Origin of the sequence: Aurantiacibacter xanthus (assembly GCF_003584015.1) — a bacterium.
GTDB classification, from domain to species: domain Bacteria; phylum Pseudomonadota; class Alphaproteobacteria; order Sphingomonadales; family Sphingomonadaceae; genus Alteraurantiacibacter; species Alteraurantiacibacter xanthus.
Window position 1 is genome coordinate 55,323 of the sequence record NZ_QXFM01000112.1, and the last position, 26,155, is coordinate 81,477.

The window sequence follows — 26,155 nt, forward strand, 5'->3', positions numbered from 1 at the left end:
TTTCGCTAGACAGCTAGTCGCTGATTCTGTTGGCCACGGTAGTCGCGGTCACGATCGGCGAGAACAGCTGGCCGATGGTTTGAATGACCTTGCGCGGCTGGTTGGAGGCGGAGTTGCCGAAATAAAGCACGTCCTCATCGTGCAGCGCGAATTGCTGGGCGAGGAAGTAGGTCGGCGTTTGCATCATGTTGAAATGATAAACCGTCGGCTCGGTTTCGTTGGGTCCGTTGTAGCGGAACAGGAACACCGCCTTGGGATCGCCCGAATTGGGGTTGGGCCCACCGGCTGCGGCGATCGCTTCCAGCACTGTCATCGTGCTGCGTGAAAAGGGCATCTGCTGCACGCGGCCCGAGGCACCGAGGACGGAAAAGGTCATCGGTTCGGAAATGACGGTCAGGCGGTCGCCCGGATAGGCTCGCAGGCTCCGGTAAGGTCCGGCCACAACATCGCTCAGCCGCACGCGGGCGGAGTTCTGGCCGCGCTCGAACAGCATGACGAGATCCTTGGCGTCACCGCGATAACCCCCAGCCAGGGCGATCGCATCGGCGAGCGTCTCGTTGTTGGTTTGCAGCACCAGCCTGCCTGGCTGGTTGACATCCCCGCTGACGATGATGGAGTTGCCGATCACTTCCTGGCGGCTGACCAGCACCTGCGGGTCTTGCGAGAGGTTGCGCAGGCCGGCGCGGATCTTGTCCTGCACTTCGGCGACGGTATTGCCCATGACGCGCAGCCGCCCGACATAGGGCACGTCGATCATGCCATCATCGTCGACCCGACGCGGGGGCAGTTCGTGGGCGCGGACAGAGGGATCGAACCCGCCACTCGGAGCGGTTTGCCCGTTCCCGCCAAACAGCGCGACGCCTGCCTCGAAAATCGTGATCGAAAGCACATCGCCTTGGCCCACCATGTCGGTTGGCGGCGGTTCGTACTGCGGAATCTGCAAGGCGATCGGCTCGACCACCGGGGGGACGGCAGCCATGTTGTCCACCGGCACCAGCGTGATGCCGAGATCGGTGAGGTCTGGATCGCTGACGCTCGCCTGGATCTGGCTGCCGGTCGGCCCGCTCGACGGAAGGGTGGAGCAGGCACTCACCAGTGTGAGCGCGAGCGCCAGATATGAGGATCTTAGATTCATTGCGGATTCTTGCGAGACTTCTCTATGGATGGCGTCCCTACAGTCAAACCCGGTCAAAGCCTAGCCCGATGCCGCAAATTCTCGTTTCGTCCCCGTCTATTGTGGCGCGTAATTTCGTCGATGGCTGCCGTTTGCGGCGGAATCGTGCGTAGACGATGATGGTGAGAGGTCCGAGGCGCAGCGGCCTAAGTCTGGTTCGCGATGTGGTATTGCTCATCGTGACCCGGCCTGACAAGCTTGTCGCTTGTGGGTGGTGGCGGGTGGTCGGCAAGCGCCTGCGCGCTCGCTATCGCCTCGAGGCTGCGTTCGCCGCGCTTCCTTTCGCCCGCCAACGGTGGATGACGGATGCTGGCAGGGAAGACCTGCGCACGATTGCCCGGTGCGCGGACAGTAAGAAATTCCTGGCCATCGGGGTCCACCTGCACATTGCACATGGCACATCGAAACAGGCCATTCGCTCGGCGGTAAGCTCGGTTCAGAGGCAGAGTGTCAGAGCCAGAACGGTGCTCGTAACGGCGGAAGACCCAACCGATGCCGAGGGGCTGCAGCTTGACGATCCAATGACCTTGCTAGCCGGCGCATATGCCTCGCAAAGTCTCGGTTTGCGGGCTGTTCTTGAGGCCGCCCGGGACTTGCAGATTCCGTATATGCTGCCGCTCGCAGGCCGGGCGCAGCTCCCGCAGCATGCGCTTGCTGCCTATGTGGCTCACCTTCTGCAATGGGATGGCGAGCGAAACAAACCGGCGCTGCTTTTTGGCGATGAACTCATGATGTCAGGGCAAGGCCGAATTTGCGAAGCCTGGCTGAAGCCGGAATGGGACGCGCGCATGGCGTGGTCGCAGGACTATGTCAGCGGTGCCTGCCTCGTGTCGGTCGATGCAGCGCTTGCGGCTGTTGCGGATAATGGCGGTGTCACGCCGCCGTCTATCTATGGATGGGCTCTTTCCATGTTGGTACGCGCACCATCTTTGGCGGTGACGCATGTCGCCCGCATTACCTGCTGCCGACCCGTTGATGCCTGGCAGGACGAGGGCCCGGGCCGACTTGCGCAGGTGGAGCAGTTCGCACCGATCGCAACTCTTGCGAGGCCGGGCCCCTTCGGGACCGTTCGGCTGCAATATCCGCTACCCGCGCCTGCTCCCAAGGTGAGTATCCTCGTCGCCACCCGCGACCGGGTGGATCTGCTGCGCACCTGTGTGCAGGGGCTCTTGGAAGAGACAGCCTATCCAAACTTCGAGCTGATCGTTGCCGACAACGACAGCCGCGAGCCGGAAACGCTGCGATATATGGACGAGATTGCCGAAGACCCACGTGTGCGCGTGGTGCACTGGCCGCACCCGTTCAACTACTCTGCGATCAACAATTTCGCTGCCGGACACGCATCGGGTGAATACCTGTGTCTGCTCAACAACGATATCGAAGTGCTGGAGCCGCAGTGGCTGGAAGAGATGGTGCGCGAAGCCGTGCAGCCGGGTGTGGGCGCGGTCGGCGCGCGCCTGCTCTATCCAGACCGGACTATCCAGCACGCAGGCGTAGCCCTTGGAATCGGAAACGCGGCAGGTCATGCCCATCGCGGCTTGCCCGTGGATGATGCGGGCTACTTCGCGCAGACGCATGTGGTGCGGGGTGCAAGCGCGGTTACGGCGGCCTGTCTGGTGGTGGCCAAGCGGCATTTCGATGCCGTTGGCGGCCTCGACGAAGTGGCTCTCGCCGTGGCCTATAACGACGTGGACCTATGCCTGAAGCTGCGGCAGCGCGGGCTGGCCAATATCTACACCCCGCTCGCCACGTTGATCCATCACGAGAGCAAGTCGCGCGGGCTCGATTTCGCTCCCGAGCATCTGGAACGCTACATGCGCGAGCTGGCCGTGTTTCAGCAGCGGTGGGGCACCACGGAAGCGGTCGATCCGTGGCACCACCCGCAGCTGAACCGGCAGAGTGAAGTGTTCAACTGAAGCGGCGCCGTGGCCGCCCGCTCCTACAAACCGACAACATCAATCAGGCTGGCAGTGTCTGGCACCTTGCCGGCAAGGCCAGCGAAGTCGGAGTGGCGTACCAGAACGCAGATGACATCTGCCTGAGCCAATGCCTCATCGATGGTGGCCAGCACTACAGGCTTGTCTGTCAGGCTTGCGGGCAATTCATTGATATGCGGTTCAACGGCCAGGACCTGGCATCCCAGCTCGGCAAACTTCTCGGTGATCTGCAGCGCCGGGCTTTCGCGCAGGTCGTCGATGTTCGGTTTGAAGGCAAGGCCCATGCACGCGACCTTGATGTCCGCCATGCTGCGCGAAGTATCGGCCGAAAGCGCGGCAAGCACGGCCTCTTTGCCTTTCTGCAGCACCCAGTCGGGCTTGGCGTCGTTCACTTCGCGCGCAGTGCGGATCAGTTTGGATTCTTCCGGCGCGGACGAAACGATGAACCAGGGGTCAACCGCGATGCAATGCCCGCCGACACCGGCTCCGGGTTGCAGGATATTCACACGCGGATGGCGATTGGCGAGCGAGATCAATTCCCACACATCGATGTTGAAGCGATCGCAAATCGTGCTCAGCTCGTTCGCGAAGGCGATCTGAACATCGCGCGAGCTGTTCTCGGTCAGCTTGCACATTTCTGCCGTACGCGCATCGGTGATCACGCAGTCTCCGCGGACAACCTTCTTGTACATCGCCACGGCCATTTCGCTGGCGCGCCGGGTCATCCCGCCGATAATGCGGTCGTTCTCGATCAGTTCGCTCAGCACATGGCCGGGCAGCACTCGCTCCGGGCAGTGCGCAATCTGGATATCGGCATCGTCGCCAGCGGTCTGCGGGAAGGTGAGGTCAGGGCGGGCCTCTGCGAGCCACGTCGCCAGCTGCTCGGTCGCACCGATTGGAGATGTGCTTTCCAGCACGACCAGATTGCCCGACGCCAGCACCGGGGCGATCATGCGGGCGGCCGAGGCAATATAGGACAGATCGGGCTCGTAGTTGTCCTTGAACGGCGTGGGCACGGCGATGATGAACGCATCGGCCGGTTCCGGCTCAAGCGTTGCATGGAGGCTGCCGTTGGTCACGACCTTGTGGACGACGCCATCGAGATCGGGTTCGACAAGATGGATCTTGCCGGCGTTGATGGTCTCGACCACATGCGCGGACACATCCACACCGATTACCCGGGTGCCATGCGCGGCAAACAGCGCGGCGGTAGGCAGGCCGATATAGCCCAGCCCGACCATCGAAATACGTTCAAACATCAGTAGGTTGCCCTTTATTTATTGTCAGCCGGCGGTCAGGGTTGCGGCAATCCGTGCGGATGCCTTGCCGTCGCCGTAGGGATTGAGCGCGCGCGCCATTTCGTCGTAGGCTTCGGGATCGTTCATTAGCGATAACGCTGCAGAGCGGATCTTTTCCGCATCGGTGCCTACCAGTCGCACTGTCCCCGCATCGACGGCCTCAGGCCGCTCGGTCGTGTTGCGCATCACCAGCACCGGCTTGCCGAGCGAAGGTGCCTCTTCCTGCACGCCGCCGGAGTCGGTGATGATGAAGTGCGAACGGCGCATCAGCCAGACGAACGGCAGGTATTCCTGCGGTTCGATCAGGTGAACATCCGGTGTATCGCCGAGAATGCGGTTTACCGGCGCCTGCACGTTGGGATTCAGGTGCACGGGGTAGACGATCTGCGCATCGCCCTGTTCGCTGATATCGCGCAGGGCGCGGCAGATGTTTTCGAACCCTTCGCCAAAGTTCTCGCGGCGATGGCCGGTTACCAGAATCATGCGGCGATCGGGGGAGAGGAAGGGGAAGCGTGCCTGCATCTGCGCATCGAGTGCCGTATCGCTGTCGAGCCGCGCCACCACCTGGTGCAGCGCGTCGATCACGGTGTTGCCGGTGACGACGATGTTCGCGTCGGCAACGTTTTCGGCCAGAAGGCTTTGCCGTGCAGTTTGCGTCGGGGCGAAATGCATGTCGGCGAGACGGCCAACGATCATGCGGTTGGCCTCTTCCGGCCAGGGTGCATAGAGGTTGCCCGTGCGTAGGCCTGCTTCGACATGACCGACGGGAACCTGCGCATAGAAGGCCGCCAATGCACCGGCCATCGTCGTGGTCGTATCGCCATGGACGAGCAGGCGGTCGTATGCTCCCTCTTTCAGGACATCGCGCAAGGCGAGAATAATGTTGGCGGTGATATCGGTCAGATCCTGACCCGGCTTCATGATGTCGAGATCGATATCGGGCACGATGTCGAACAGTGACAGAACCTGATCGAGCATCTCACGGTGCTGAGCTGTAACGCAGACGTGTACGTCCAGCCCTGGCGTCTCTTTCAGTTTTTGCACCACCGGAGCCATCTTGATTGCCTCTGGGCGGGTGCCGAATACTATAAGTACTTTCACAAAGGGTCCTTCCCGTAGGCTTTCCGGTTTGGAGGCGCTATCCAGATATTGGCACTGGCGACAACCCCCTGTGACGTGGATGTCGACAGGTGGCCTTCCGAGTGAGGCAGTTGTGTTCCCATAGCCTTGCCCATACACATGCAAAAGCTGTCCCACAGGCGCCAGGAAATGCCATTGGGGCTGTTGAGCCAGAGCCCGGTTCAGGAACATTTGTACGACGATGACAGGCGAACGCCACCAAAAGTGGAAAGTTGCGCGCGGCCTGGCCGGTGCAGCCTTGCATCTGGCGGCCAACGGAAAGCCATCCGGGCTCGACTTGGCGCGCGAGGCTGTGGGCCTGTGTGCAGAGCCCGGCACGTTTGCAGCCTTTTGCAGAGCGGCGCTTGCCCTGTACGACACCACAGCAATCGAGGAGGCGGTTGCCTGGGCCGAGCCGCATGCCGGTGAAAATGACAAGCTGGCCAGGTTGATCGCTGACCTGCGCTCCGGCCCGCTGGCAGCAGTTGCGCTGGCGCGCAGGATGGAAGACCGGCGACCCTTGAGTATCGTTCCGGTGCCGGGCCGTATCCTCTACGTGTTGTATAAGTCTTTGCCGCATGCGAGCGATGGCTATTCTACGCGCAGTCACGGCATGGCGCAGGGGATGTTGGATAACGGTGCCGATCTGGTGTGCGTGACGCGGCCCGGCTTCCCTTGGGATTTCCTTGTGGGCAAGAGCGCGGCAGTGGCGGACGAAGCGATCGAGACGGTAGACGGTGTGGACTATCGCCGCCTGCCCTTTCCCAGGCGCAGCGATTTCCAGCCTGAGCCCAGTGAATACATGGATTATGCCTCGTTCGCATATCTGGAACAGGCGGCCGCGCGGCTTGTCGACGAGATGCGGCGTCATCGTCCGGCGTGCGTCGTTGCGGCGTCCAATCTTTCGACTGCTGTGCCTGCATGTCTTGCTGCACACTCGCTTGGTTTGCCTTTCGCCTATGAAGTGCGCGGCTTCTGGGAGATTACTCGCGGCTCACGCGAACCGGCTTTCCTCCACAGCGTGACTGGTCGCCAAGAGAGGTTTCTCGAGGTGGCCACAGCACGGGCAGCCGAGGCGGTGATCACCCTGACCGGTGCCATGCGTGACGAACTGGAGGAACGGGGTGTCGAGCGCGAACGTATTTCGCTGGCGCCCAATGCCTGCGATCCTGAGCGTTTCCGACCGTCAGCGCGCAATGCGATTCTGGCTGAGCGGATCGGTCTGGGAGCAGAAGTGCCGGTGATCGGTTATGTCGGCTCGTTCACGCAATATGAAGGGCTGGACGACCTGACGAGTGCCTGCGCCGCACTGCGGCGAGCCGGGGTTGCGTTTCGCCTTTTGTTGGTGGGTAGCGGTACGCCCGGGCCGGACGGCCTCTGCGAGGTGACCGGGCGCGTTCGCGAGCTCGCGGCGCGCGAGGGGCTGGCAGACTGGTTGATCATGCCTGGCCGGGTGCCGCACGATGAGGTGGCCGACTGGTATTCGCTGATCGATATCGCGCCGTTCCCACGCAAGTCGCAGCCGGTGGCCGAGCTGGTGTCCCCGCTGAAACCGCTGGAAGCGATGGCGATGGAGAAGGCGGTGGTGGCCTCGTCGGTTGGGGGGATGCGTGAAATTGTGCGCGATGGTCAAACGGGGCTGGTTTTTGCGAAAGGCAACGTGCGGGCTCTGGAAGATGCTCTGCGCCGTTTGCTGGAAGACGAAGCCTTGCGGCAGCAGTTGGGTAAGGCGGCGAGGGCGTGGATCGTCGAGCAGCGAAGCTGGCGGCATTCTGCGGGCAATCTGCTCGATGCGCTGCAGCCCCTGATGGCAGGATTACCGGCTGCGTGTGTGAGGGGTGACAAAAATGGCGCGCCGCTTGCTGGTAACGCGGAGGTTGGCTTCGGCTAGCCAGCCAGCCCCTTCTCCTGGACGAACATGCGTTGCAGTGTCCTGGCTTCTCGCTCTTCTTTAGAGACCGAGAGCATCACTTCTATCAGGCGACGACAGTTGTAAGGAGCAATGGGAAAGCCGGTCATATCGACTTCAGCATACCATGCGGCAGCCCACTTTGCGTTTCTGTGCTCCCAGTAAAAAAGATCATGCCAGTCAAAATTATAAATATTTTCCGGAAAGAACTCCAAATAATCTATATAACTTTCAAATTGATCCAATATAAAAGAATGATTTTTTGCTGATGAATTTGTAAACTTCTCCGCGAGTGAGAGGGGTGATGGCGTCAATTTGTCGCGCTTTTTGTAGAAAACGGTGCCGGTTTCTCCGACGGTCGAGATTATTATGGTGCAGTCGTGTGGCAATTCATCGAAATAAAGGCGCGCCAAGGATGGAAATCTTGCGCCATTTTTGAATGAACGCGAATAGAGCTTGTGAAAATCGCAACTATAATCAACCTTGAGTAGGTCAAATATCCGGTGTGGGATTCTTGCCTGGAAAGCGACCGCATTGCCACCGAGCAGGTCATCGCGTGAGCCCTCGTCCAGAGCTTCCAGCCGACCGTAGGTGAACGAAAACGCATCGTCTGCATAGGGGCGAGATAGTGCAGCCAGCACCGTACGGCTGTCGCCACCATTCGTTAGCGACAAGGCGACCCGGCCTGTCGCCGCAAGGTTGACAGAGCGGGTCAGGAGATCGGCGAATTCAGGGTAGGCGCTGGCAACGGAGCGCGTGGGAAGTTCTTCGAAGGGGTAGAACCGCTGGTGTGAGAAGTTCTGGGCTGCTGCATCAAATGTCGCATGGCAGTTGGGAAAAACGCAGGTGACATTGGCAAAGGGTGTCCAGAGTGCAGGATAGTATTTGCCTCCGGTTTCGACATAGTCAGGGTGGTTCATGAACTCGGCGATCTCTGCCGAGGGTGCCAATCCGGCGATCTCGCTGGCGAGCATCCAGTGTGAGCAGAAGGCTCGCGCACCGTTCAATGGGAAACTGTAGATGGCGTAGGTTGCGTGACAATCCGGGATGGCGTGCAGGATATCGTTTTCGGCGATGAAAACAGCGAAGCGTCCGCCCAGGTATGCGATGTATTTCAGTGCCGCTTCGATACCGCCATGCTGGAACTCGTTAAGCGCTGTTCTTGCGCAGGCGGCAGTGGTTACGCCGGTATCAAGATCGTATGCGCGGCCGACGAGGCACAGGGTCGCAGGCCCGCTCGTAACGGCAAGAATCTCTGTCTTCGGATGAGCGTGGACGCAGAAATGACGACCGAGCGTCAGGCGTTGCCATGGAAGCGTGAATTCATGTTGCCCGGGGAGAACGGCGTAGCCTCTGATGAAGGCGTCGAGAACAGCGCTGGACGCGGCGTTGTGAGCTTGCTGCTCGTCAGCGCCGCCTTGGTTGGAAGGCGTATCCATAAAGCGGTTCCCCCGTCTGTGCGCAACTCGCCTTTACGAGTGTGACACTTTGTTCACTTAAAACCCGGTTCGGCTTGCCCTGTGCGTGCTTAACACAATTCGAGGCAAAGTTTAAATACGGACAAGATCGGATTTAAAGCCATCGGCGACAATACTTGTCTTCTCGGCCTGTATGATCTCCTGATCGGAAATACCCCAAGTGTGGTTCGATGGGTCGGCGCGATACTGAATGAAATTGTAGGGATCAGCGGCATAAATCTTATGTCCTTCCTGCCGCAAATCTTTCAGAAAATTGCTATCTTCTCCAGTATTTCTTTTTCTAAAGCCGATCTGGCGGAATACAGCAGTCTTAACTATGAAAGTTGGTCCGGCGACGAAGTCAACTTCACGGTGCTGCATTTCGGAAAAGCGCTTTATCAGCTTGTTGGAACCCGACAGGTACATGAACAATTCCTGCTTCCCAACCATGGCATAATCGCCGAAGGTGAAGGGGATCAGCATGTCGGAGAGGTAATTCTCGAAATAGAAATCGTCGTCGTCCATCTTGGCGATATATTCGCCGGCGGCTTTGGCGGCGGCGGAATTGAAGCGCTCGCCCAGCGTGATGTCGGGACTGTCGTTGACGATCACCTCGATGCGCTTGAGATTGCCTGCCTTTGCTTGCAGCTTGCCGAGCAGTTCTTCGCGCTGCTCCGGCGTGAAGTCCTGCAGCACCAACAGCAGTTCGCAGTTCGCGTGCGTCTGCCGCGCCATGTTCTCCACGATGCGATCGGTCATGTGCGGCCGACGCGTGCAGGTGACGATGCTGACCAAGGGCTCCGGGGTTTTGGCGGTAAAGCCTAGCGCTCTTGCCACGTCGTTCATGCGCATGGAATAGGTGTGCTTGGTCATCACCTCGCGATACCCGGCATGCGACGTCTTGGCCCAGAAATGCTCGTCGGTGAGCAGGCGTTCGATGATTGAATTTGCCTCGTTCGCGTCTCGCGCCACCTGTACGATACCATCGAACTGTTCCTCGATCGCGCGTGACGGGGTCGAGACCACTGGTGTGCCGCAAGCAAGCAATTCATACACGCGTCGCGACATCATGGTTGGCGAATCGATGATGGTGTTCACGTTGAGGAACACCTTGAAGCTTTTGTAGAGCTCCACAACCTCAGTGAAAGGAACCGCATCGCGGATGAACGGCGTATACTGTTCGGGAAACTTGTAGCGATCGGAATCGACCTTCGACATCCTGTCGTAGATCGCCCCTTTAAAGGGGATGATCGAGGGCAGTAGCGCATCCATCTGTCGTTTGCGCTCGTCGTGTCCGACGCTGTAGTAGGACCCTGCGAAACACACTGTTTCCGCTTCCTTGCGAAAGCGATCTGCCGGGTTGCAGATCTTCTGCTGCGCCGCAAACGGCACGGCATAGACATCAGCATCAGGCACATCTCTTTTGTAGTCGGGCACCTTGTTGGAATCGGTAGTGAAGATGATGTTCGCTTGCTTCGCAATCGGCAGGAACCGATCATAGTGCATCGGGTCTTCTTTGTTCCAGAACACCAGCGGCATCGTCTTCTTGACCTTGGGGATCAGGTCGAGCAACGCTTGGGCGTTGGCATGTTTCAGGCCGGGCGAGGTGAAGGCATATTCCCATTTCCCGCCGTTGCCCTTCCAGCAGCTTTCCAGAAAGCAGAAGTCCGCCCGCGAACTGGCGACCTGGTTGGCATAGTTGGAGCGACTTATGGGATAGAGCGTCAATTCATGGCGCCAGCATTCTGCGGAAATCTCGTCCAAGATCGAAATGGCGCGCAGATCGCTGGACTCAGAGCTGCCGAAAGCCGGCGTCGCCGGGTCATTGGCGCTGGGCAGGGTTTGCAGTGCGGTGGTGACGGCCTCTGCATGCTGATGCCAGTTCAGCGGCCCGGCCGGTTCGACGTGGTTGCTTGCCATGGCCTTGTTCAGGACGCTCGCCAGGCTCTTCGGATAGCCGGCTTCGAACGGGAGGACGAGACGGCTGTCGCAGGCGACGGCAGAACCCGCTGCAACGTCTGGAACAAGGGTCGGCTTGCCATAGGCATGCGCCATGTTCAGCCGCAAATGACCCGTGGAAACCGGCGCTGCCGGGTTGCTCGGGAGCCACACCATCGCGTCCATCCGTTCGACCAGCCCGGAGGTTCTACCAAGCCCGTCGAAGCTCGCTTCGATCACCCAGTCGCGGCCGACATAGGGGGTCTTGTCCGTGGGATCATCGTGCGGAGTGTGCAACATCAGAAGTTGCACGTTTTGGCCTTCGTCGCGAAGTATCTCGCAGGCGGCGATAATCTCGCGCTTCTGCTGTATGGAGCTTGGTCCGGCCCAGAAGCCAACGACCATCGCATCGGGATCGAGCGCCAGGCGTGCCAAGGCGCGCGTGCTGTCGATAGGTGCCTCAGGGGCGACCTCTGGCCGGATCCGGGATTGCTGACGCCGCTTTCCCAGCGTTTCCTGGAATTTCGCCCGGTTGCCGTGGGCTTTGGCAATCCACCCCCAGCGCTGAGGGTCCGACCCTGCCAGTGTCTCCAGCAGCGCTTCGCATTCTGCTGCGATCGCGATGTCGAGGCGGCCCATGGCGGCCCAGAAATAGGCTGTCCAGCTTGCCTTCGAAGCGTGCAATTCGAATGCAGTACGGATCAGTTCGAATTCTGATCCGCCGCGGCCAGCATCCTTAAGTAACCTGGCCGCGAAGATCAGCGATTCCGATTGGTCGCGATGGGAGATTTGGCCTGAAATCGGCTTGGGCAATACGACCTTTTTCATAACGCAGCGCCTCTATCGTGTTCGTCTCGCACGAGCAAACGATATGGCGCCGCTTAACGACTTCCGACCGGAGGGAGGCTGTAAAATCATCATAATGGCAATGCCATAGGGCTGAATGCTAAAGTACTTCGCCTTGATCTGCCAACCGCTCCTAGGTAGAGTCGACGACTTTCAGTCCTAGCGGAAATCGTGTCTGCCCGGCTCTGCAAACAGTGGGAATAGCGATTGAATAACGAGCCATTCATGCCAGAAGCCGAGGTGGAGCACCTGAAGCGGGCTTATGCAGACGCGCGCATAATTCTGGAATATGGTTCCGGCGGGTCCACCCGCGTTGCTGCCGATATGCCCGGCAAGTTCGTAATGAGTGTAGAATCCGATCTGGACTGGATGCGCAAGCTTCGCCGTGATCTGGTCACCGCGGCTTCCCCGGTTATCCTTCAGCACGTCGATATCGGGCCGGTGGGGCCATGGGGTCGTCCACTTTCCCATGCTCATTGGCGGACCTACCACAGATACCCGAACTCGGTGTGGGAGCAGCCTTGGTTCCGGCAGCCGGACACCGTGCTCATTGATGGCCGGTTTCGGAACGCATGCTTTGCGGCGGTGATCTTGCATGCAAAGCGTCCGGTCAAGGTGCTGTTCGACGACTACGGTGTTCGCGAAAGATACCGGCTTGTCGAAAGGATCATTCAGCCGCACAGCATATCCGGACGTCTGGCCGAATTCCTGGTGACACCTGGTGCCTATACGAGGGATGATATCGGCTTTCTCGTGGAGCAGTACTTCCAGATTACTGTTCACGGAGAGGGAGAAGAGTCCTATAGGCTGCCCGCAAACGCCGGCGGGACAGTGCGATAGTGCTGAGGCAGTTGCGTTGCTTCGTGTCTTTCCGCTTGTAATAACTTTGAAATTCAGGGGTGGCTGATCGCAGTCGGCCCTCGCGGCGCTTAGTCGGGAAAGGAACAGAATGTCGCAGCCTGCAGAGCCGAATTTGCCTAAGGGACAGGACGAATTCCGCAGCCAGTCGCTCGACGTCATGGGGAAGGACATCCTCAATTCGGTGACGAGCTGGAGCCTGTTCTGGAAGCCGCATTTCCTGGCGGCTTCCTCTGCGCTCGTTCATGTACCCTTTCTGTTCTGGCTCGTCGAGGCCCATGCGCCAACGCGCGTGGTTCAACTCGGGGTCGATGATGGTGTGGCTTATCAGGCCGTTTGTCAGGCCATCGACAAGTTGGGTTTGGATGCCGTTTGCACGGGGATCTCGTTGCCCGGCAAGCAGGAGGCAAACCCCGATGCCATCGCCAACAACGATTCCTTATATGGCGCGTTCTCGATCCTTACGACTGAGAAGCTGGCGACCGCACACCGGCACTTCAGCAAGGGCAGCATCGACCTGTTGCTGATCAATATGCCGCTCAACTCGGAAAGCGCGGAAGTACTAGGCCGAGAGTGGGCTGAGCGCCTTTCGGATCGCGCGGTGATCGTGATTTTCGATTGCAAGCGCAGGAGGGACGAAGAGGGTGCTGCTACATGGCTGGACCCTTTGCTGGCGACCTGTCAGGCTATTGAGTTGGAGCAGGGCGACGGACTTCTGGTCCTCACTGTAGGACCAAGGCAGGATGGCCGAATTGCGCGGCTCGCTGATCTTGAAATGGGGGGCGCCGGCTATCGCGAGGCTCGCGAGGTGTTCCAAAGGCAAGGGGAAAGCCTCGCTGTAAGCGTTCGCCAGGCCGAACTTGAGGCCGATCGCAAGTCTCTGGCAGAGGCGCTCCAGCAACTCGAACGCACGCGCAACGAACTAGACGAAGCCCACAGAGAGGAAGAAACCGCTCATCGGAAACTCGCGAGTGTTCAAGCCAACCATTTCGATCTGGAGGTCGAACTCAGGGGCTTGCAGGCCCGATTGTCTGAGGCAGATGCTGCGGTGGCAAAAGCCGAGGCTGACCGAGCCGATCTCGATGCCCGGCTTGCCACTGCGCAAGTGGAAGCGCGGGAGGCGGTGCGATTGCGGAGCGCACTGGCTGCCGAGGCGCAGGAATTGGGCGAGTTTAAGGCAAAGTACTGGGAGCGTCTTGCCGACATTGCGGAACTGGGCCACAATATAGCGCGTCAGGACAAGGAAATCAGGCAGTTGCGCGCGCAGCGTGAAGAGGCCGAATTGCGACGGCACATTCAGGCGCAGCTGGCAGGGGCGTGGGCTGATTTGCATGCAGCCCTGAGCCGTAAGCAGTTCCTGCGCCCGAATAAGCGCGCCATGAACAGGCTGGCGGAAGATATCCGGCTGGTCGAGGCATCCGATCTGTTTGACGCAGAATGGTATCTGGCCTTCTACCCGGATGTTGCGGAGGCCGGTTGTGAACCGGCTCGCCATTTTGTGACCAATGGAGCCTATGAGCTTCGCAACCCCGGGCCGAGGTTCGATTCCTTCAAATACCACAAGGCCCACGCGGATGTGACGGCCGCACGCATGGCTGGCTTCATCCACTATGTCCGTAATGGTCGGGCAGAGAACCGGCAGGCCTTTCCGGTTGGGGAGCGGGGCTGACTGCAGACGGTCACGCCAGGGCCTGGTCCTGGATTTCGCGGGCGCGCTTTCTGGCTGCACGGCTCATCTTGTCGAGTTGCAGCCTCGCCGCATCCAGTGCAAGCACAGCATCGGCAACGCTTTTGGGGGAATCCGCCGGGACGACGAATCCGGTCTTGCCGCTTATCACGAGCGATGGTGGAGCGCCCCGGTCATAGCAAATGACAGGCCTGCCGGCGGCCATGGCCTCGACCACGGTGCGCCCGAAACTTTCGGCGAAGTGGGAGAGGCTGAGCACTATATCGGCCTGTGCAATGGCCTCTGCAGGCGTCGCGGCGTAGCTGCGCAGGGCCACGTTCGGTGGCAACGTGTGCAGGGCGGCAAGGTCGCCGGTCTTCGGCCCGATCAGCAGGAAGTGCACGGGCCATCCGGTGGCGGCAACTAGGTGCGCGGCAGTGACGAAGTCGTTTATGCCCTTCTTGACGATATTGCTGCTGATCAGCGCCGCCTTGAGCACCGCTCCCGGCACAAACGGCAGGTCGAACAGGGCCTCGTCCACCGCATTTGGCCGAACGGTGCAGCGTTCAGCAGAGGCAAGCCAGTCCGCCACGACCTGTGAAGGCATGATAAAGCGGTCCGCCTGCGCCAGAAGCTGGGCTCGCACGGCTTCTGGCCCCATCCCAAGCAATCGGCAGATCGCGCGATCCTCTGGCGGCATCTCGCGGACATAGACAACGCTTGGCACGTTTTCTGCACGTGCTGCCAGTAGAGGGGCATCCAGCACAATGGTGTTTACGTGAATCTCGACTGGTCGATGCTTGCGGATCAGGGCCCGCGCCGCTTCTATCGTTTCGGTATCCGGCGTCAGCAGGCCGTGGCGCCATGCCTGAGGGAGCGTTTCCACCACCGCGCTGATCTCGAGCAAGCGTTCAAGGTAAGCGGGGTTGCGCAGTGATGGCAGCACCACGACCGGGCGCAACCCTGAGCGTCCGAGACGCTTGACCACGTCGAGTAAACTGCGTTCTGCACCGAACAAGGTTGCACCCGATGTATGAGCAAACACCAGCACGCAGTCAGCAGCTTGTGTATCCCTGTCCAGTCGCCCCAGGAAAGAGGGTAGGCATTCACTTCTATCCTCGCTGCCTTGACGCAGGAAGTGGAGCAAGGGGTTTTCGTCTGGGTCAAGCTTGTGAGTACGGCGATAGCCGCCAGTGCTGAAGCGCGGCCCCGGATCGCGGTTCTCACGTGCGCCAACAGTAAGGTAATGGCGAACCGCGCCCAGGTCGGATTGCATGACGTCAGGGTTGGCGAGCAGATACCACGCCTCGTCGAGCAGATCCGATCCGGCAAGCAGATCATATTCGGTTTGTTGGGTACTCTGGTCGTCGAGGGCAATGTCTTCAGGCGCGTGGAAAGAGCGGTTCGCGGGATGCTGTGGTAGGTATAGATCCTGAGTTTGTGTGGCGCGCGCATGCCATGCGTGAGCCGCCTCCATGTAATCGCGGCGGATGCCATGGTACTGGGTGCGTAGGTGGGTGGCGCTGCGATTGGTGAGCGATTGCGGTAGGGTGCGCCCGAACGCAAGCGGCAGGCCAGGAGACACCTCGCGGATTGCTCCGGGCCCGTAGACATGAAGGATGCGGTAGTAATACTCTGTGTCGGCATTGATGCGGGTGCGGTCCCAGTATCCGAGTTCGTCGCGCAAGCTGGTGCGGATCATGAGCGAGGAGACATTGCGGTGGACCCAGCTTTCTTCCATGCGCCAGAGCGTCATCTCAAGTGCATTACCCGCGCGAACCCAGTGCGAGACAGAGGCCTTGAGCGCTGGATCGTCCATTAGGGCACGCGCTTGCTGCTCGATCTTCTGCGGGTGCGACCAGTCGTCGGCATCGTGCACTGTCACGAAGGTGCCGCGTGCAGTAGCAAAGGCGGCGTTACGTGCTGGATAGGCCCCTTGGTTGCAACCAAGGGGCAGCACGCGGATGCGCGTGTCCTGTGTGGCAGCGGCTTGCGCCATGGCTACGCTATTGTCGGTAGATCCATCGTCCACGACCAGGATTTCCAGGTTGGACCAGCTTTGGGCCTGCAATCCGCGCAAGGCCGTGGGCAGGAGGTCGGCTGCGTTGAAGACCGGCACGATCACGCTTACCAGAGGCAGGTTGTCGGATGGCTCCTGCGGGCTGGGCACCGAACCGGCCCGCAAACGGTCGAACAGATCGCCATCGCCTTCGGCAAGGTCTACTTCGGTAAGGCTGGAGTCTCTATAGACCTGCCGCAGGATCGCGGAGAGTTCACGCTCTGGAACGCCCCTCGCCTTGGCAATGAGCAACCGGGCGAGCGCAAAGTCTGGCAGCTCGCCAAAGCGTGCAGTCCCCTTTTGCAGGATGTTGCGCGCGTCATCTTGGTCGTCGGCGGTAAGGCAAAGCCGTACGGCGAGCAGGAATGGACCCGGATGCGGTACGGCTTTCGTTCCTTCAGGATGGCTATGGAATGTGATGATGGCCTTGCGCGCGCGGGCCATGTCACCTTGTGCCAAGTACCAGCGAGCGAGAACCCAGCCTGCACTTGCCATCTCGGCAGGTGGTCCATGGTCCAGCAATGCGTGCAGACGAGGCAAAACAAGCTGATCGAATCCGCGCCACAACATCATATCGAGTTCGAGTGCGTGCGGCTTGGGGGGGATGCCGGACGGAAAAGACCGGTCGGGTTTCAGCCAGTCGAAGGAGGCTGAAGACATGTTCTCGCCAGTGTGTGGTGGTGATTGCACGATTACCATCCCCTGCATCAGGCCAAGGGGCGACCTTCAGTCTTTCCGCTGTGCACGTAGTGCACCAGCGCCGGCCACCCGGCTTCGGCTACGTCGGGATTGGCGAAATAATAGGCCATAGTAGCGAATTTCGGGCCCGGATCGCGCCCTTCGAATGCGCCTGCGCGGACATAGTGTTCAGCAGGAACCATGCCGCTTTGGGCTACGTCGGAATAGGTTTCCAGGTACCAGTCGGTATCGAACAGGACGCTATCGAGCGTCAGCCTCGTCTGCTCCGCCAGCGTAGGAAGCCCTTCAGCCGGTCCATTCAGGATCAGCGCATAGGTCGCGTGGAGCAAGGCGATTTCCACCTCATGCCGGAATTGCAGGTCCCTGATCTCGGCACGCAGGACAGCCTGGATTTCCAGGTCGCTTTGTTCGGCCCGGGTGCTCAAGCTATTTATGTCCATCGGACCACTTCTACCTTACAAATCCTCATAGATCGAGATGGCCTCGTCCACGTCCTCGTATACGGTGGCAACCCCGTCGTTCAGAACAATCGCTCGATTACAGTATTGCTTCACAGTTGTCAGACTGTGCGAAGCCAGCAGCAAGGCGCGATCTTCGCGGTCCTCGAAAAACGCGGACTGGCACTTGTCGCGAAAGTTCTTGTCGCCCACCATAATGACCTCGTCGATCAGGTAGCAATCGAACTCAATTCCCAAAGATAAAGCGAAAGCCAGCCGCGCGCGCATACCCGAAGAATACTGTTTCACCGGCATGCGCAGGTTGTGGCCGAGCTCGGTAAATTCTTCCACGAAGGCACGCATTTCAGCGTAGGGCTTGTCATAGATACGGGCGATGAAGCGGGCGTTGTCGTATCCTGTCAGGCTGCCCTGGAAGCCGCCAGAAAAACCAAGCGGCCAGGAACAGCTCATCTTGCGGATGATCTTGCCAGACGTCGGCATTTCTACGCCGCCAATCAGGCGGATCAAAGTCGATTTGCCGGCACCGTTACGCCCGAGAAGCCCGATCCGGTCGCGCGGATTGATATTAAAGTCCACGCCCTTCAGTACCGTCTTCCTGATGTGGCCGACACGGTATTCTTTGCGGATATCGCGGCACTCGATCATGATACGGTCATCGTCCGGCGCACAACGCGCACCAGGATCAGCCCGACGAGCAGGCATATTAGCGAAACGCTGAGTGCCTTCGGAATGTCGTAATAGGGGGTGACCAGGTTGCCGAATACACCGTAGCGCATCATCTCCATCCCACTAACCATCGGTGACCACATAAGCGGTTCACGCAAGCTGGGCGTCAGCCATGAGGCCATGTTGAACACGCCGGAAAAGGGAATGGCAATGTAGACGCTGATCGGCACCAGTTTTTCGACCACCTCCGACATCTCAGAGAGTGGGGCGAGCACCATGGAAACAGCCATCACGAAAAAGACATAGATCGCCCATCCGGCAATTAGCATGCCGACATCGTGAGGCAGAGGGAAGTAGCCCAGGAATATCAAAACGGTTCCAGCGAACACATAGGCCATCATAGCCCCTACGATTTCGATGGTGACGCGTACGACAATGAAGTCGAGCACCTTTACCTGCCGATGATACAGCAACGAGCTGTTGGACTGGAAGATCTTTGCTGAACGACCGAACGAGTGGCGCAGGAAGGTGAGCGGGATATAGCCGGTGACTACGAAAGCAATCACGTTGACTCCGTGATACTCCGGCCCACGCGCGAAGGTCCACACGAGACCGACGAGCCCCGCAAACAGCAGTGGTTCGGCCATGATCCACAGGAATCCGATGTTGTCGCGCCCGAAGCGCGTCAACAGCTCACGGATCATCAGGGCCTTCACGACCTTGATCTGGATACGAAGGCCTTGGGAGAAACTCGCCATCGCCTAACTTTCCGGGGCGTGCTCGCGAATGCCGACGGCGAGCATCCAGCCGACCAGATAGAGGCACAGGGAGGCAAAAATCACCGCCAGGATGCTCTTCATTCGGTTTGGAAGTGTCGGGGCATCAGGGAGATTGGGTTCGACCACCCGCTCAAGATAGTACTGCTGCTGCTCGGCCTCGACACGCGCCTGTTCCAGAGAGGCATTGGCTGCATTTAACAGCTGTGTTGCAAACTCCTGTTCTACTAGGAGATTCTCATATTCGGACAAGCGAGACGCAAGGCCATCGGTGGTCCCGACCGCGCGACTCGTTTGTGAATCAATCTGCTGCCGGGTTGCTGCGATGCGCTCCCGAAGGGCAGGGATCGAAGGATGGTTGGGGGCCATGCGCTGCAATTGGGAAAGCTGCGCCCGCAGCGCGGCTTCCTGTGTGATCAGCTCATTGGAGACCGCCATCACGCCCATACCTTCCTGCTGCGGATCGAGAATCCGGGTGGAGTTGCGATAGGCACCGAGACGAATGCGCGCCTCGCGCACGCGCTTCTGCGCTGTTTCCACCCGCTCCTCGGCTTCAGTGATAGACTGCTCGTTGATCCGCTCATTGAGCCTGTTGACCAGGTCTTCGCTCAAATCGAGCAGTCCGAGGTTGATCGCTTGCGCCTCTTTCGGAGTAAATGCCTGGACTTTCAATTCACTAAGGCCGCTGACCGGGTCGGGCATGACGGAAACCTTCGAGCGGTAAAATGAGAATAGATCCTCGAACGAATCGTCATGCCAAGGCTGGGGGAAGCGACTGAATACATCGGCTTCAGTGGATGAGTAGACAGCGCGGACGTCTACTTTGCGGGAAAGGTCGGCAAGGGCATCGCGTGATTGCATGTAACCGACGACCTCATTCGACTGCTCCTGCCCGCTCCCGAGCCCGGTTCGCTGGAGAAGGCTGCCGATCGAGGTGAGGTTTGCCGACTGCTTGCTTGGCGCCTTGATGACGAAACTCGATTGCGAGACATAGACGTCCGCCGCAATGAAGCCAAAATAGAGAACGCCGATCAGCGATGGCAAGATTACGAAAAGGCCAAACCAGCGCCATCGCTTCAACATAGCGAGGGCTTTATTTTTGGTGGCCGTTTCGCCAGCTTGGCGTTGAAGGTCTGGATCATGGTGCATTGGCAAAAAATCAACTCAATCACGGATGAGCAAGCAGTGCGCACTCATTTTGGCTGGCGAATCTCAAGTCAGCGTCTGATGGAAATCGCTGGATGAGGCTCTCACAAACAATCCTGTATATGGCAAGCAGCGAGCTTGAGATTTAGCCATAGGCTTTCTGCACGACGCCGTTAACGCAATGCTCCGCGAAACACACGTTTTTTTCAGCTGTTTCGTCGCGCCGGTCGCCATCGCGATCACCGAACGGTGTCGGCGATCCCGTCCGACAGCATGCGGAGAAAGCGCGCTGTCCTGCGATTTCCTCGCCATACCGTGCGCAGCAAATCCCAGAAATCGGGGCGCAAGCTGCCGCGTTCATCCAGCGCGCAATACATACGCCAAAACCGCTCCACCCCCAGCACCTGTGGCATCAGGAACACGCCATGGTAGCCAAAGCTTGAAGTCGGATCGCCCGCACGTTCCGCCGCAAAGGCATCGGCCACATCGACCGGAGCGAAGCGCATCCCCTGCTGCTCCAACAGCGCGCGGTTCGTGCGACATATCGCAACGTCCTCCGGGTGGTGAGCCTCGAACTCGGTGGTACGGCAGGCCTCCATCAACCGCTTGCTGCGCAAAGAAAACCCGCCATTACCGACCTCGCGGCCATCATCGAACTGCGGCCAGCTCGCGCCGACATAGTCGTAATCGAGAAACTCTGGTTGCCAGTGAGCGGGATCGATCACGTGCCCGTCCCATTGCACCACAAGGCAATGCTCGGTGGCGATGTGGTCGACCAGCCGGGTGAGCATGAACTGCGAATAGGCCCGGGCCGAAGTCAGCCGTTCAATCGGCACCACCCGGATTGCGCCCTCAGCATCACCCGCAGCGCCCACATCATGTGTACACAGGATCACATCGGCGAAGTCCACATATTGCATGCAGATCCGCAAGGCCTCGATCGTGGCGGGCAGGTTGGTCGAGCTGACCGCGCACAGCGTGATGCTTGGCAGGTGTAGGCGCTTGCCTGGCGCAGGAGCCATCAATCCATCGTCAGACATCGGCCTATCCTAAATCCGCACCATGAACTGCTCGCTGACCGGGCTGAGCGCGGGATGGTGGAACGGGTCCGCCGGCCAGCTGCGCCAGTCGTCCTCCGGGCGAGGTTCGCGCAGGCCCCAGCGGTCGCGCAAGAAGGAAACCTCTCTGGCTGCACGCTCCGCTCCGACCGAATCGCGATCGAACCCGCGCGACACCGACTCGTGATGCACCAGCCGGGCTCGCGGTTCGTAAAGGCTCTGCCAGCCGCGCGCATTCAGCCTCAGGCACAGATCCACATCGTTGAACGACACGGCAAAGTGATCCGCGTCAAAGCCGCCCACGGCAAGAAAGCTGCTCTTGCGCAGCACCATGCAGGCAGCGGTGACGGCGGAGGTGAACTGCGGCAGGGCATGGCGGTGGAAGTAGCCCACCTCCTCCGGCCTGAGCAAGCGGTGGGCATGCGCAGCCCCGCCGCCGATGCCGACGACTACGCCGGCATGCTGAATCCGCCCGTCGGGATAGAGCAACTGCGCACCCACCGCGCCCACCTCTGCGCGCATGGCCTGATGTGCCATCACTGTCAGCCAGTGCGGATCGGTGATTTCGATATCGTTGTTGAGGAAGCACAGCAGTTCGCCCGAGGCTTCGGCGACAGCGCGGTTGTTGAGCGCGGCGAAATTGAACGGCCCGTCGTCGCGCAGCACACGGGCAAAGTCCGGGGCGAGACCGGCAAGGAAGCGCAAGGTTTCGGGCTCGTCGCTCCCGTTGTCGATCACGATGATCTCCGTGTCGCCGGGATAGTCTGTGGTGGCGAGGCCATCGAGGCAGGTGCGCAGCAGGTCGGCACGGTTGCGGGTGGGGACGATAACACTGACACTCGGCAGCCTGCCGTGCTCCTCGGCGCTGAGCGCCAGCGGGGCGGGGCGCTGAGGCTTGGGCCGCGTGCGCCGGTGGTAGAGTACCTCGCGCAGGTGCAAAGGTGGTGCGCCTTGTGATGCGGTCCGAGTGGCGGTCCGACGGGCAAGGTCGGCGGGCCAGTCGTCAGCGAGCGGGACGGTGAGATCTGCGTCTGCCAGCCGCACCAATGCGGTGCCTGCAAGATAGTCGAAATGGCGCGACAACTCAGCGTTCCAGTCCGGCTTGAAATGCGGATCGCAGCGGCGGCCTTTATCGTCCAGCAGATCGTCGTCGGCGTAGATGAGGTGGGTCGAGTCAGCGGCATCGGCCAATGCCGTGCGCAATGCTGCACCCGCGCCCCTGGCGAGAAGGTCGCCGCCGTAGATCGGCAGCACCCATGCTCCTTGCGCCTCCCGCAAGACCGTTTGCAGCGTGGAGTCGGGGCGTGAGGGCACAAGGTGGGCCTCGATACCCTCGGCGGCGAGGCTGGCCAGCGTGGCCTCCTCCCCGGCACCGCTGCGGACCAGCGCGACGACGGGCGGAGCGGCAATCTCGTTGCGGGTTTGCGCCGTGCCCATGTCCGCTTCCTGTGCCAGCCACAGGCGATAGGCGCGCGGCGATTTTCCGAGCAAGGGGGCGATGGTGAGCCGGGCGCGCAGGCGCTTGCCGCAGAGCCTCCACCACAGGCCGCGCAAATAGCGCGCGGGGCTCAGCCGCAGGGCATCGGCATGAACTGCCAGCCGCAACAGCGCATGGCTGCCACCTCGGGAAACCGTTTGAGCGTGGTGAGGCAATTCCGCCGTCATGACCACTCCCGTGCCAATTCCGCCGGGCCTTGGCAATGCGGCTCCATCTGTACCCGGCACGCGCTGATCACCGCTGCAACAGCGCCTGCCACCAGTCCTCGTTGGCGAGATACCACGCCAGCGTCGCCGCAAACCCCTCGGCAAAGCTGTTGTGCGGGTGGTAGCCTAGCTCGCGCTCGATCTTGCTGCAATCGATGGCATAGCGCCGGTCATGCCCCGCGCGGTCGGTGACGAAGGTCTTGAGCTCGCCCGTTGCCTTGCCGCTGGCGGCGGGGGCATCGGGGTAGCGCGCGGCAAGCCCCTCCACCTCCACGAAGGCGCGGTCCACTGCCGCGCAGATCGCGTCGATCACGGTCATGTTGGGCAGCTCCTCGCCGCCGCCGATGTTGTAGACCTCGCCCGGCTTGCCCTTTTCCAGCACCAGTTCGATGCCGCGGCAATGGTCCTCCACGTGCAGCCAGTCGCGCACGTTCATGCCGTCGCCATAGATCGGCAGGCTGCGCCCTTCGAGGCAGTTGATCAGAAACAGCGGGATCAGCTTTTCGGGGAATTGATAGGGACCGTAGTTGTTCGAGCAATTGCTCGTCGTGGTCTCAAGCCCGAAGGTGTGGTGGTAGGCGCGCACGAGATGGTCGCTCGCGGCCTTGCTCGCCGAATAGGGCGAGTTGGGAGCATAGGGCGTGGTTTCGCTGAAGGCCGGGTCACCGGGGCCGAGCGAGCCATAGACCTCGTCGGTCGAGACGTGGTGGAACCGGTGCGGGCGGCCCGAGCCTTCGCCAAGCCACACCATCCGCGCGGCCTTGAGCAGCGAATGGGTGCCATCGACATTGGTGCTGATGAAGGCGTCCGGCCCGCTGATCGAGCGGTCGACATGGCTTTCGGCGGCGAAGTGGACGAGCCGGTCGATCTTTCGATCGCGCAGCAGGCTTTCCACCAGCGCGGTGTCGCGGATGTCGCCTACCACCAGATCGACGCCGTCGAGCCCATCGAGATTGGCGGGGTTGCCGGCATAGGTCAGCAGGTCGAGCACGCAGACGGTGTCGTCAGGGTGCGCCTTGCGCCAGTGATGCACGAAGTTCGCGCCGATAAAACCCGCACCGCCGGTGACGAGAATCTCAGACATGCGACGCTTCCTCTTTGAGCAGGGTGCGCAGATTGCTGCGCCAATGGGTGTGGCCATCGCCCAGCAGCTCGCGCGTCTTGCTGCAGTCGAGCAGCGAGAAGGCGGGGCGCGCGGCGGGTGTGGGATAGGCGCTGGTGGGAATGGGAGTGATCGGGATCGCCTCCTCCAGCAGGCCGAGCGCCAGCGCCTCTTCCTGAATGGCGACGGCGAAGTCGTACCAGCTGGCGACGCCCGCATCGCTGTGGTGGAAGGTGCCGGAGGCGTCCTTGGCGACCAATCCCCAGATGGTGCGGGCGAGGCCCGGTGCCCATGTCGGTGCGCCGATCTGGTCGGCCACCACGCTCAGGGCTGGCTTTTCCGCCATCAGCCGCAGCATGGTGCGCACGAAGTTCGCGCCGCCTGCGGTGTAGACCCAGGCCGTGCGCACGAGCAGGTCGCTGTCGCGCAGGTGGTCCTCACCCTCGGCCTTGCTGCGGCCATAGGCGGAGATCGGGTTGCGGCTGTCGTCGGGGCGGTAGGCGCGGCTCGCCGTGCCGTCGAACACGAAGTCGGTCGAGACGTGGACCAGCTTGCCCCGAAGCGCGGCGACCAGCGCGGCGACCGCCCGGGCATTGATGGCGCGCGCGGTGTCCTCGTCGCTTTCGGCCTTGTCGACGGCGGTATAGGCGGCGGCGTTGATCACTAGATCGGGGGCGACCTGCTCCACCAGCGCGGCGACGGCGCTGGCATCGGCAAGGTCGCAGTCGTTGCGCGTGACCGGGTGCAGGTCAGCCTCGGCGGGGGCCGTGGCGATCAGGCCGCGCCCCAGCTGGCCGTTGGCGCCGGTAATCAGGACTTTCACGCAAAGGCCTCCACATCGCTCAGGGGCGTGCCCTTGGCGTCTTTCGTCGAAAGCTGCACCGCGATGCCATCGAGCGGCCATGCGATGGCGACATCAGGGTCGTCCCAGGCCAGCGAGTGTTCGTGCTGCGGGGCATAGGGGGCATCGCACTTGTAGAGGAAGTCGGTGTCGTCCTCGAGCGTGAGGAACCCGTGGGCAAAGCCCTGCGGCACCCAGAACATGCGCTTGTTCTCGGCCGAGAGTTCCACCCCGGTCCAGTGCCCGAAGGTGGGGGATGAGCGCCTGAGGTCCACCGCCACATCAAACACAGCGCCGCTGACGACCCGCACCAGTTTGCCCTGCGGACCGGGATTCTGGAAGTGCATGCCCCGCAGCACCCCCTTTTGCGAGCGCGAGTGGTTGTCCTGCACGAAGGCGATGTCGAGCCCCGCTTCGGCGAACTGCGCGGCGTTCCAGCTTTCCATGAAGAAGCCGCGTTCGTCGCCGAACACCTTCGGCTCGATAATCAGCGGGCCGGGGATGTCGCATTCGGTGACAATCATCGGCCCCGCCCGTCGTGCAGCAGCGCCATCAGGTATTCGCCGTAGCCCGACTTTCTCAGCGGCGCGGCAATCGCCTCCAGCCTGGCATCGTCGATGAAGCCCTGCCGCCAGGCAATCTCCTCGGGGCAGCAGATCTTGAGGCCCTGCCGCTCCTCGGTGATGCGGACATAGCTGGCGGCATCGAGCAGCGAGCCATGGGTGCCGGTGTCGAGCCAGGCAAAGCCTCGCCCCATGATCTCGACCGACAGCGCGCCGTCGTCGAGATAGAGGCGGTTGAGGTCGGTGATCTCAAGCTCCCCGCGCGGCGAGGGCTTCAGGTCGCGGGCGCGGTCGACCACGGTGTTGTCGTAGAAGTAGAGGCCGGTAACCGCATAGTTCGACTTCGGTTGCGCGGGCTTTTCCTCCAGCGACGAGGCGACCCCGTTCCCATCGAAATCGACCACGCCATAGGCGGTTGGGTCGTTAACCCGGTAGGCAAAGACGCTGGCTCCGCTGGTGCGTGCGGCGGCATTGCCGAGCAGTTCGGGAAGCCCGTGACCGTAGAAGATGTTATCGCCCAGCACGAGCGCGCTCGGATGATTGCCCAAGAAGTCGGCCCCGATGTGGAAGGCCTGAGCGAGGCCTTCGGGCTCCGGTTGCACCGCGTAGCTGAGCACCACGCCGAAATCCGACCCATCGCCCAGCACCCGGCGGAACTGCTCCTGATCTTCGGGAGTGGTGATGATCAGAATATCGCGAATGCCCGCCATCATCAGTGTGGACAGCGGATAGTAAATCATCGGCTTGTCGAAGACCGGCATCAATTGCTTCGAAACGCCGCGTGTCAGCGGATAGAGCCGCGTTCCCGAGCCTCCGGCGAGAATTATTCCTCTGCGCGCGATGTCCATCATTCCCTGCTTCAGCCGTCCTGCTCCAGGATG

General features: G+C 60.8%; 20 protein-coding genes. 4 read left to right on the forward strand and 16 right to left on the reverse strand.

Features of this window, described 5'->3' with window-relative positions:
- Positions 1–13 precede the first annotated feature (13 nt).
- Positions 14–1,135, reverse strand: a complete 1,122-nt coding sequence (locus D2V17_RS12995; RefSeq protein WP_119593233.1) for a polysaccharide biosynthesis/export family protein — start codon at positions 1,133–1,135, stop codon at positions 14–16.
- Positions 1,136–1,395: 260 nt separating this feature from the next.
- Between D2V17_RS12995 and D2V17_RS13000 the strand changes: the two genes are divergently transcribed.
- Positions 1,396–3,090, forward strand: coding sequence for a glycosyltransferase family 2 protein (locus D2V17_RS13000; RefSeq protein WP_220474119.1), 1,695 nt, complete (start codon positions 1,396–1,398; stop codon positions 3,088–3,090).
- Positions 3,091–3,113: 23 nt separating this feature from the next.
- Here D2V17_RS13000 and wecC read toward each other — a convergent pair whose 3' ends face one another.
- Both wecC and wecB read right to left on the reverse strand, forming a co-directional pair.
- Positions 3,114–4,370, reverse strand: a complete 1,257-nt coding sequence (gene wecC, locus D2V17_RS13005) for a UDP-N-acetyl-D-mannosamine dehydrogenase (protein ID WP_119593235.1) — start codon at positions 4,368–4,370, stop codon at positions 3,114–3,116.
- Positions 4,371–4,394: 24 nt separating this feature from the next.
- Positions 4,395–5,720, reverse strand: a complete 1,326-nt coding sequence (gene wecB / locus D2V17_RS13010) for a non-hydrolyzing UDP-N-acetylglucosamine 2-epimerase (RefSeq protein ID WP_119593236.1) — start codon at positions 5,718–5,720, stop codon at positions 4,395–4,397.
- 10 nt (positions 5,721–5,730) lie between these two features.
- Between wecB and D2V17_RS13015 the strand changes: the two genes are divergently transcribed.
- Positions 5,731–7,419: a glycosyltransferase family 4 protein gene (locus tag D2V17_RS13015; RefSeq protein WP_119593237.1), complete on the forward strand. Its 1,689-nt coding sequence runs from the start codon at positions 5,731–5,733 to the stop codon at positions 7,417–7,419.
- On the opposite strand, the gene D2V17_RS13020 is transcribed toward D2V17_RS13015, so the two are convergent.
- Together D2V17_RS13020 and D2V17_RS13025 are read right to left on the reverse strand one after the other, a co-directional pair.
- The gene (locus D2V17_RS13020) at positions 7,416–8,876 is read right to left on the reverse strand and encodes a hypothetical protein (RefSeq protein ID WP_119593238.1); all 1,461 of its coding nucleotides are present in this window, start codon (positions 8,874–8,876) and stop codon (positions 7,416–7,418) included. The two genes, D2V17_RS13015 and D2V17_RS13020, sit on opposite strands and share 4 nt — an antisense overlap.
- Before the next feature lie 111 nt (positions 8,877–8,987).
- Complete coding sequence (locus tag D2V17_RS13025; protein WP_119593239.1) at positions 8,988–11,660, reverse strand: glycosyltransferase family protein; 2,673 nt, start codon at positions 11,658–11,660, stop codon at positions 8,988–8,990.
- A gap of 243 nt (positions 11,661–11,903) precedes the next feature.
- Between D2V17_RS13025 and D2V17_RS13030 the strand changes: the two genes are divergently transcribed.
- Complete coding sequence (locus tag D2V17_RS13030) at positions 11,904–12,518, forward strand: hypothetical protein (RefSeq protein WP_191229183.1); 615 nt, start codon at positions 11,904–11,906, stop codon at positions 12,516–12,518.
- 109 nt (positions 12,519–12,627) lie between these two features.
- Complete coding sequence (locus D2V17_RS13035; protein WP_119593240.1) at positions 12,628–14,205, forward strand: class I SAM-dependent methyltransferase; 1,578 nt, start codon at positions 12,628–12,630, stop codon at positions 14,203–14,205.
- 10 nt (positions 14,206–14,215) lie between these two features.
- Here the strand turns inward: D2V17_RS13035 and D2V17_RS13040 are convergent, their stop codons facing one another.
- From D2V17_RS13040 to rfbA, 11 genes are all read right to left on the reverse strand, one after another.
- Positions 14,216–16,921, reverse strand: coding sequence for a glycosyltransferase (locus D2V17_RS13040; protein WP_191229184.1), 2,706 nt, complete (start codon positions 16,919–16,921; stop codon positions 14,216–14,218).
- A gap of 47 nt (positions 16,922–16,968) precedes the next feature.
- Positions 16,969–17,385 (reverse strand): hypothetical protein, encoded by a 417-nt coding sequence (locus D2V17_RS13045; RefSeq protein WP_119593242.1) that lies wholly within the window; start codon positions 17,383–17,385, stop codon positions 16,969–16,971.
- Positions 17,386–17,415: 30 nt separating this feature from the next.
- Positions 17,416–18,063, reverse strand: coding sequence for an ABC transporter ATP-binding protein (locus tag D2V17_RS13050; protein ID WP_119593243.1), 648 nt, complete (start codon positions 18,061–18,063; stop codon positions 17,416–17,418).
- Complete coding sequence (locus tag D2V17_RS13055) at positions 18,060–18,842, reverse strand: ABC transporter permease (protein WP_119593244.1); 783 nt, start codon at positions 18,840–18,842, stop codon at positions 18,060–18,062. Before D2V17_RS13055 ends, D2V17_RS13050 begins: the two co-directional genes overlap by 4 nt.
- A 3-nt stretch (positions 18,843–18,845) precedes the next feature.
- Entirely contained in the window at positions 18,846–20,009 is a 1,164-nt protein-coding gene (locus D2V17_RS13060) for a KpsE/RkpR family capsule polysaccharide export protein (protein ID WP_119593245.1), read from the reverse strand.
- Positions 20,010–20,245: 236 nt separating this feature from the next.
- Positions 20,246–21,046 (reverse strand): DUF5672 family protein, encoded by an 801-nt coding sequence (locus tag D2V17_RS13065; RefSeq protein WP_245978709.1) that lies wholly within the window; start codon positions 21,044–21,046, stop codon positions 20,246–20,248.
- 9 nt (positions 21,047–21,055) lie between these two features.
- Positions 21,056–22,729: a glycosyltransferase family 2 protein gene (locus D2V17_RS13070; protein ID WP_119593247.1), complete on the reverse strand. Its 1,674-nt coding sequence runs from the start codon at positions 22,727–22,729 to the stop codon at positions 21,056–21,058.
- Positions 22,730–22,796: 67 nt separating this feature from the next.
- A complete protein-coding gene (gene rfbB / locus D2V17_RS13075; RefSeq protein ID WP_119593248.1) occupies positions 22,797–23,852 on the reverse strand; it encodes a dTDP-glucose 4,6-dehydratase in 1,056 nt (351 codons plus the stop codon).
- Positions 23,845–24,693: a dTDP-4-dehydrorhamnose reductase gene (gene rfbD / locus D2V17_RS13080; RefSeq protein WP_119593249.1), complete on the reverse strand. Its 849-nt coding sequence runs from the start codon at positions 24,691–24,693 to the stop codon at positions 23,845–23,847. The genes rfbB and rfbD overlap by 8 nt, the downstream gene beginning before the upstream one ends.
- On the reverse strand, positions 24,690–25,235 hold the full coding sequence (gene rfbC / locus D2V17_RS13085; RefSeq protein ID WP_119593250.1) for a dTDP-4-dehydrorhamnose 3,5-epimerase: 546 nt from the start codon (positions 25,233–25,235) through the stop codon (positions 24,690–24,692). The genes rfbD and rfbC overlap by 4 nt, the downstream gene beginning before the upstream one ends.
- Entirely contained in the window at positions 25,232–26,125 is an 894-nt protein-coding gene (gene rfbA, locus D2V17_RS13090) for a glucose-1-phosphate thymidylyltransferase RfbA (protein WP_119593251.1), read from the reverse strand. Before rfbA ends, rfbC begins: the two co-directional genes overlap by 4 nt.
- Between the last annotated feature and the right edge of the window lie 30 nt (positions 26,126–26,155).

Bases quoted from the DNA above. Each gene is read 5' to 3' on its own strand.
- D2V17_RS13070 (WP_119593247.1), bottom strand. From the start codon at position 22,729: ATGACGGCGGAATTGCCTCACCACGCTCAAACGGTTTCCCGAGGTGGC.
- D2V17_RS13025 (WP_119593239.1), bottom strand. From the start codon at position 11,660: ATGAAAAAGGTCGTATTGCCCAAGCCGATTTCAGGCCAAATCTCCCAT.
- D2V17_RS13020 (WP_119593238.1), bottom strand. From the start codon at position 8,876: ATGGATACGCCTTCCAACCAAGGCGGCGCTGACGAGCAGCAAGCTCAC.
- D2V17_RS13040 (WP_191229184.1), bottom strand. From the start codon at position 16,921: ATGTCTTCAGCCTCCTTCGACTGGCTGAAACCCGACCGGTCTTTTCCG.
- rfbC (WP_119593250.1), bottom strand. From the start codon at position 25,235: ATGATTGTCACCGAATGCGACATCCCCGGCCCGCTGATTATCGAGCCG.
- rfbA (WP_119593251.1), bottom strand. From the start codon at position 26,125: ATGATGGACATCGCGCGCAGAGGAATAATTCTCGCCGGAGGCTCGGGA.
- rfbB (WP_119593248.1), bottom strand. From the start codon at position 23,852: ATGTCTGAGATTCTCGTCACCGGCGGTGCGGGTTTTATCGGCGCGAAC.
- D2V17_RS13060 (WP_119593245.1), bottom strand. From the start codon at position 20,009: ATGCACCATGATCCAGACCTTCAACGCCAAGCTGGCGAAACGGCCACC.
- D2V17_RS12995 (WP_119593233.1), bottom strand. From the start codon at position 1,135: ATGAATCTAAGATCCTCATATCTGGCGCTCGCGCTCACACTGGTGAGT.
- wecC (WP_119593235.1), bottom strand. From the start codon at position 4,370: ATGTTTGAACGTATTTCGATGGTCGGGCTGGGCTATATCGGCCTGCCT.
- D2V17_RS13030 (WP_191229183.1), top strand. From the start codon at position 11,904: ATGCCAGAAGCCGAGGTGGAGCACCTGAAGCGGGCTTATGCAGACGCG.
- wecB (WP_119593236.1), bottom strand. From the start codon at position 5,720: ATGTTCCTGAACCGGGCTCTGGCTCAACAGCCCCAATGGCATTTCCTG.
- D2V17_RS13065 (WP_245978709.1), bottom strand. From the start codon at position 21,046: ATGTCTGACGATGGATTGATGGCTCCTGCGCCAGGCAAGCGCCTACAC.
- D2V17_RS13035 (WP_119593240.1), top strand. From the start codon at position 12,628: ATGTCGCAGCCTGCAGAGCCGAATTTGCCTAAGGGACAGGACGAATTC.
- D2V17_RS13015 (WP_119593237.1), top strand. From the start codon at position 5,731: ATGACAGGCGAACGCCACCAAAAGTGGAAAGTTGCGCGCGGCCTGGCC.
- D2V17_RS13050 (WP_119593243.1), bottom strand. From the start codon at position 18,063: ATGATCGAGTGCCGCGATATCCGCAAAGAATACCGTGTCGGCCACATC.
- D2V17_RS13055 (WP_119593244.1), bottom strand. From the start codon at position 18,842: ATGGCGAGTTTCTCCCAAGGCCTTCGTATCCAGATCAAGGTCGTGAAG.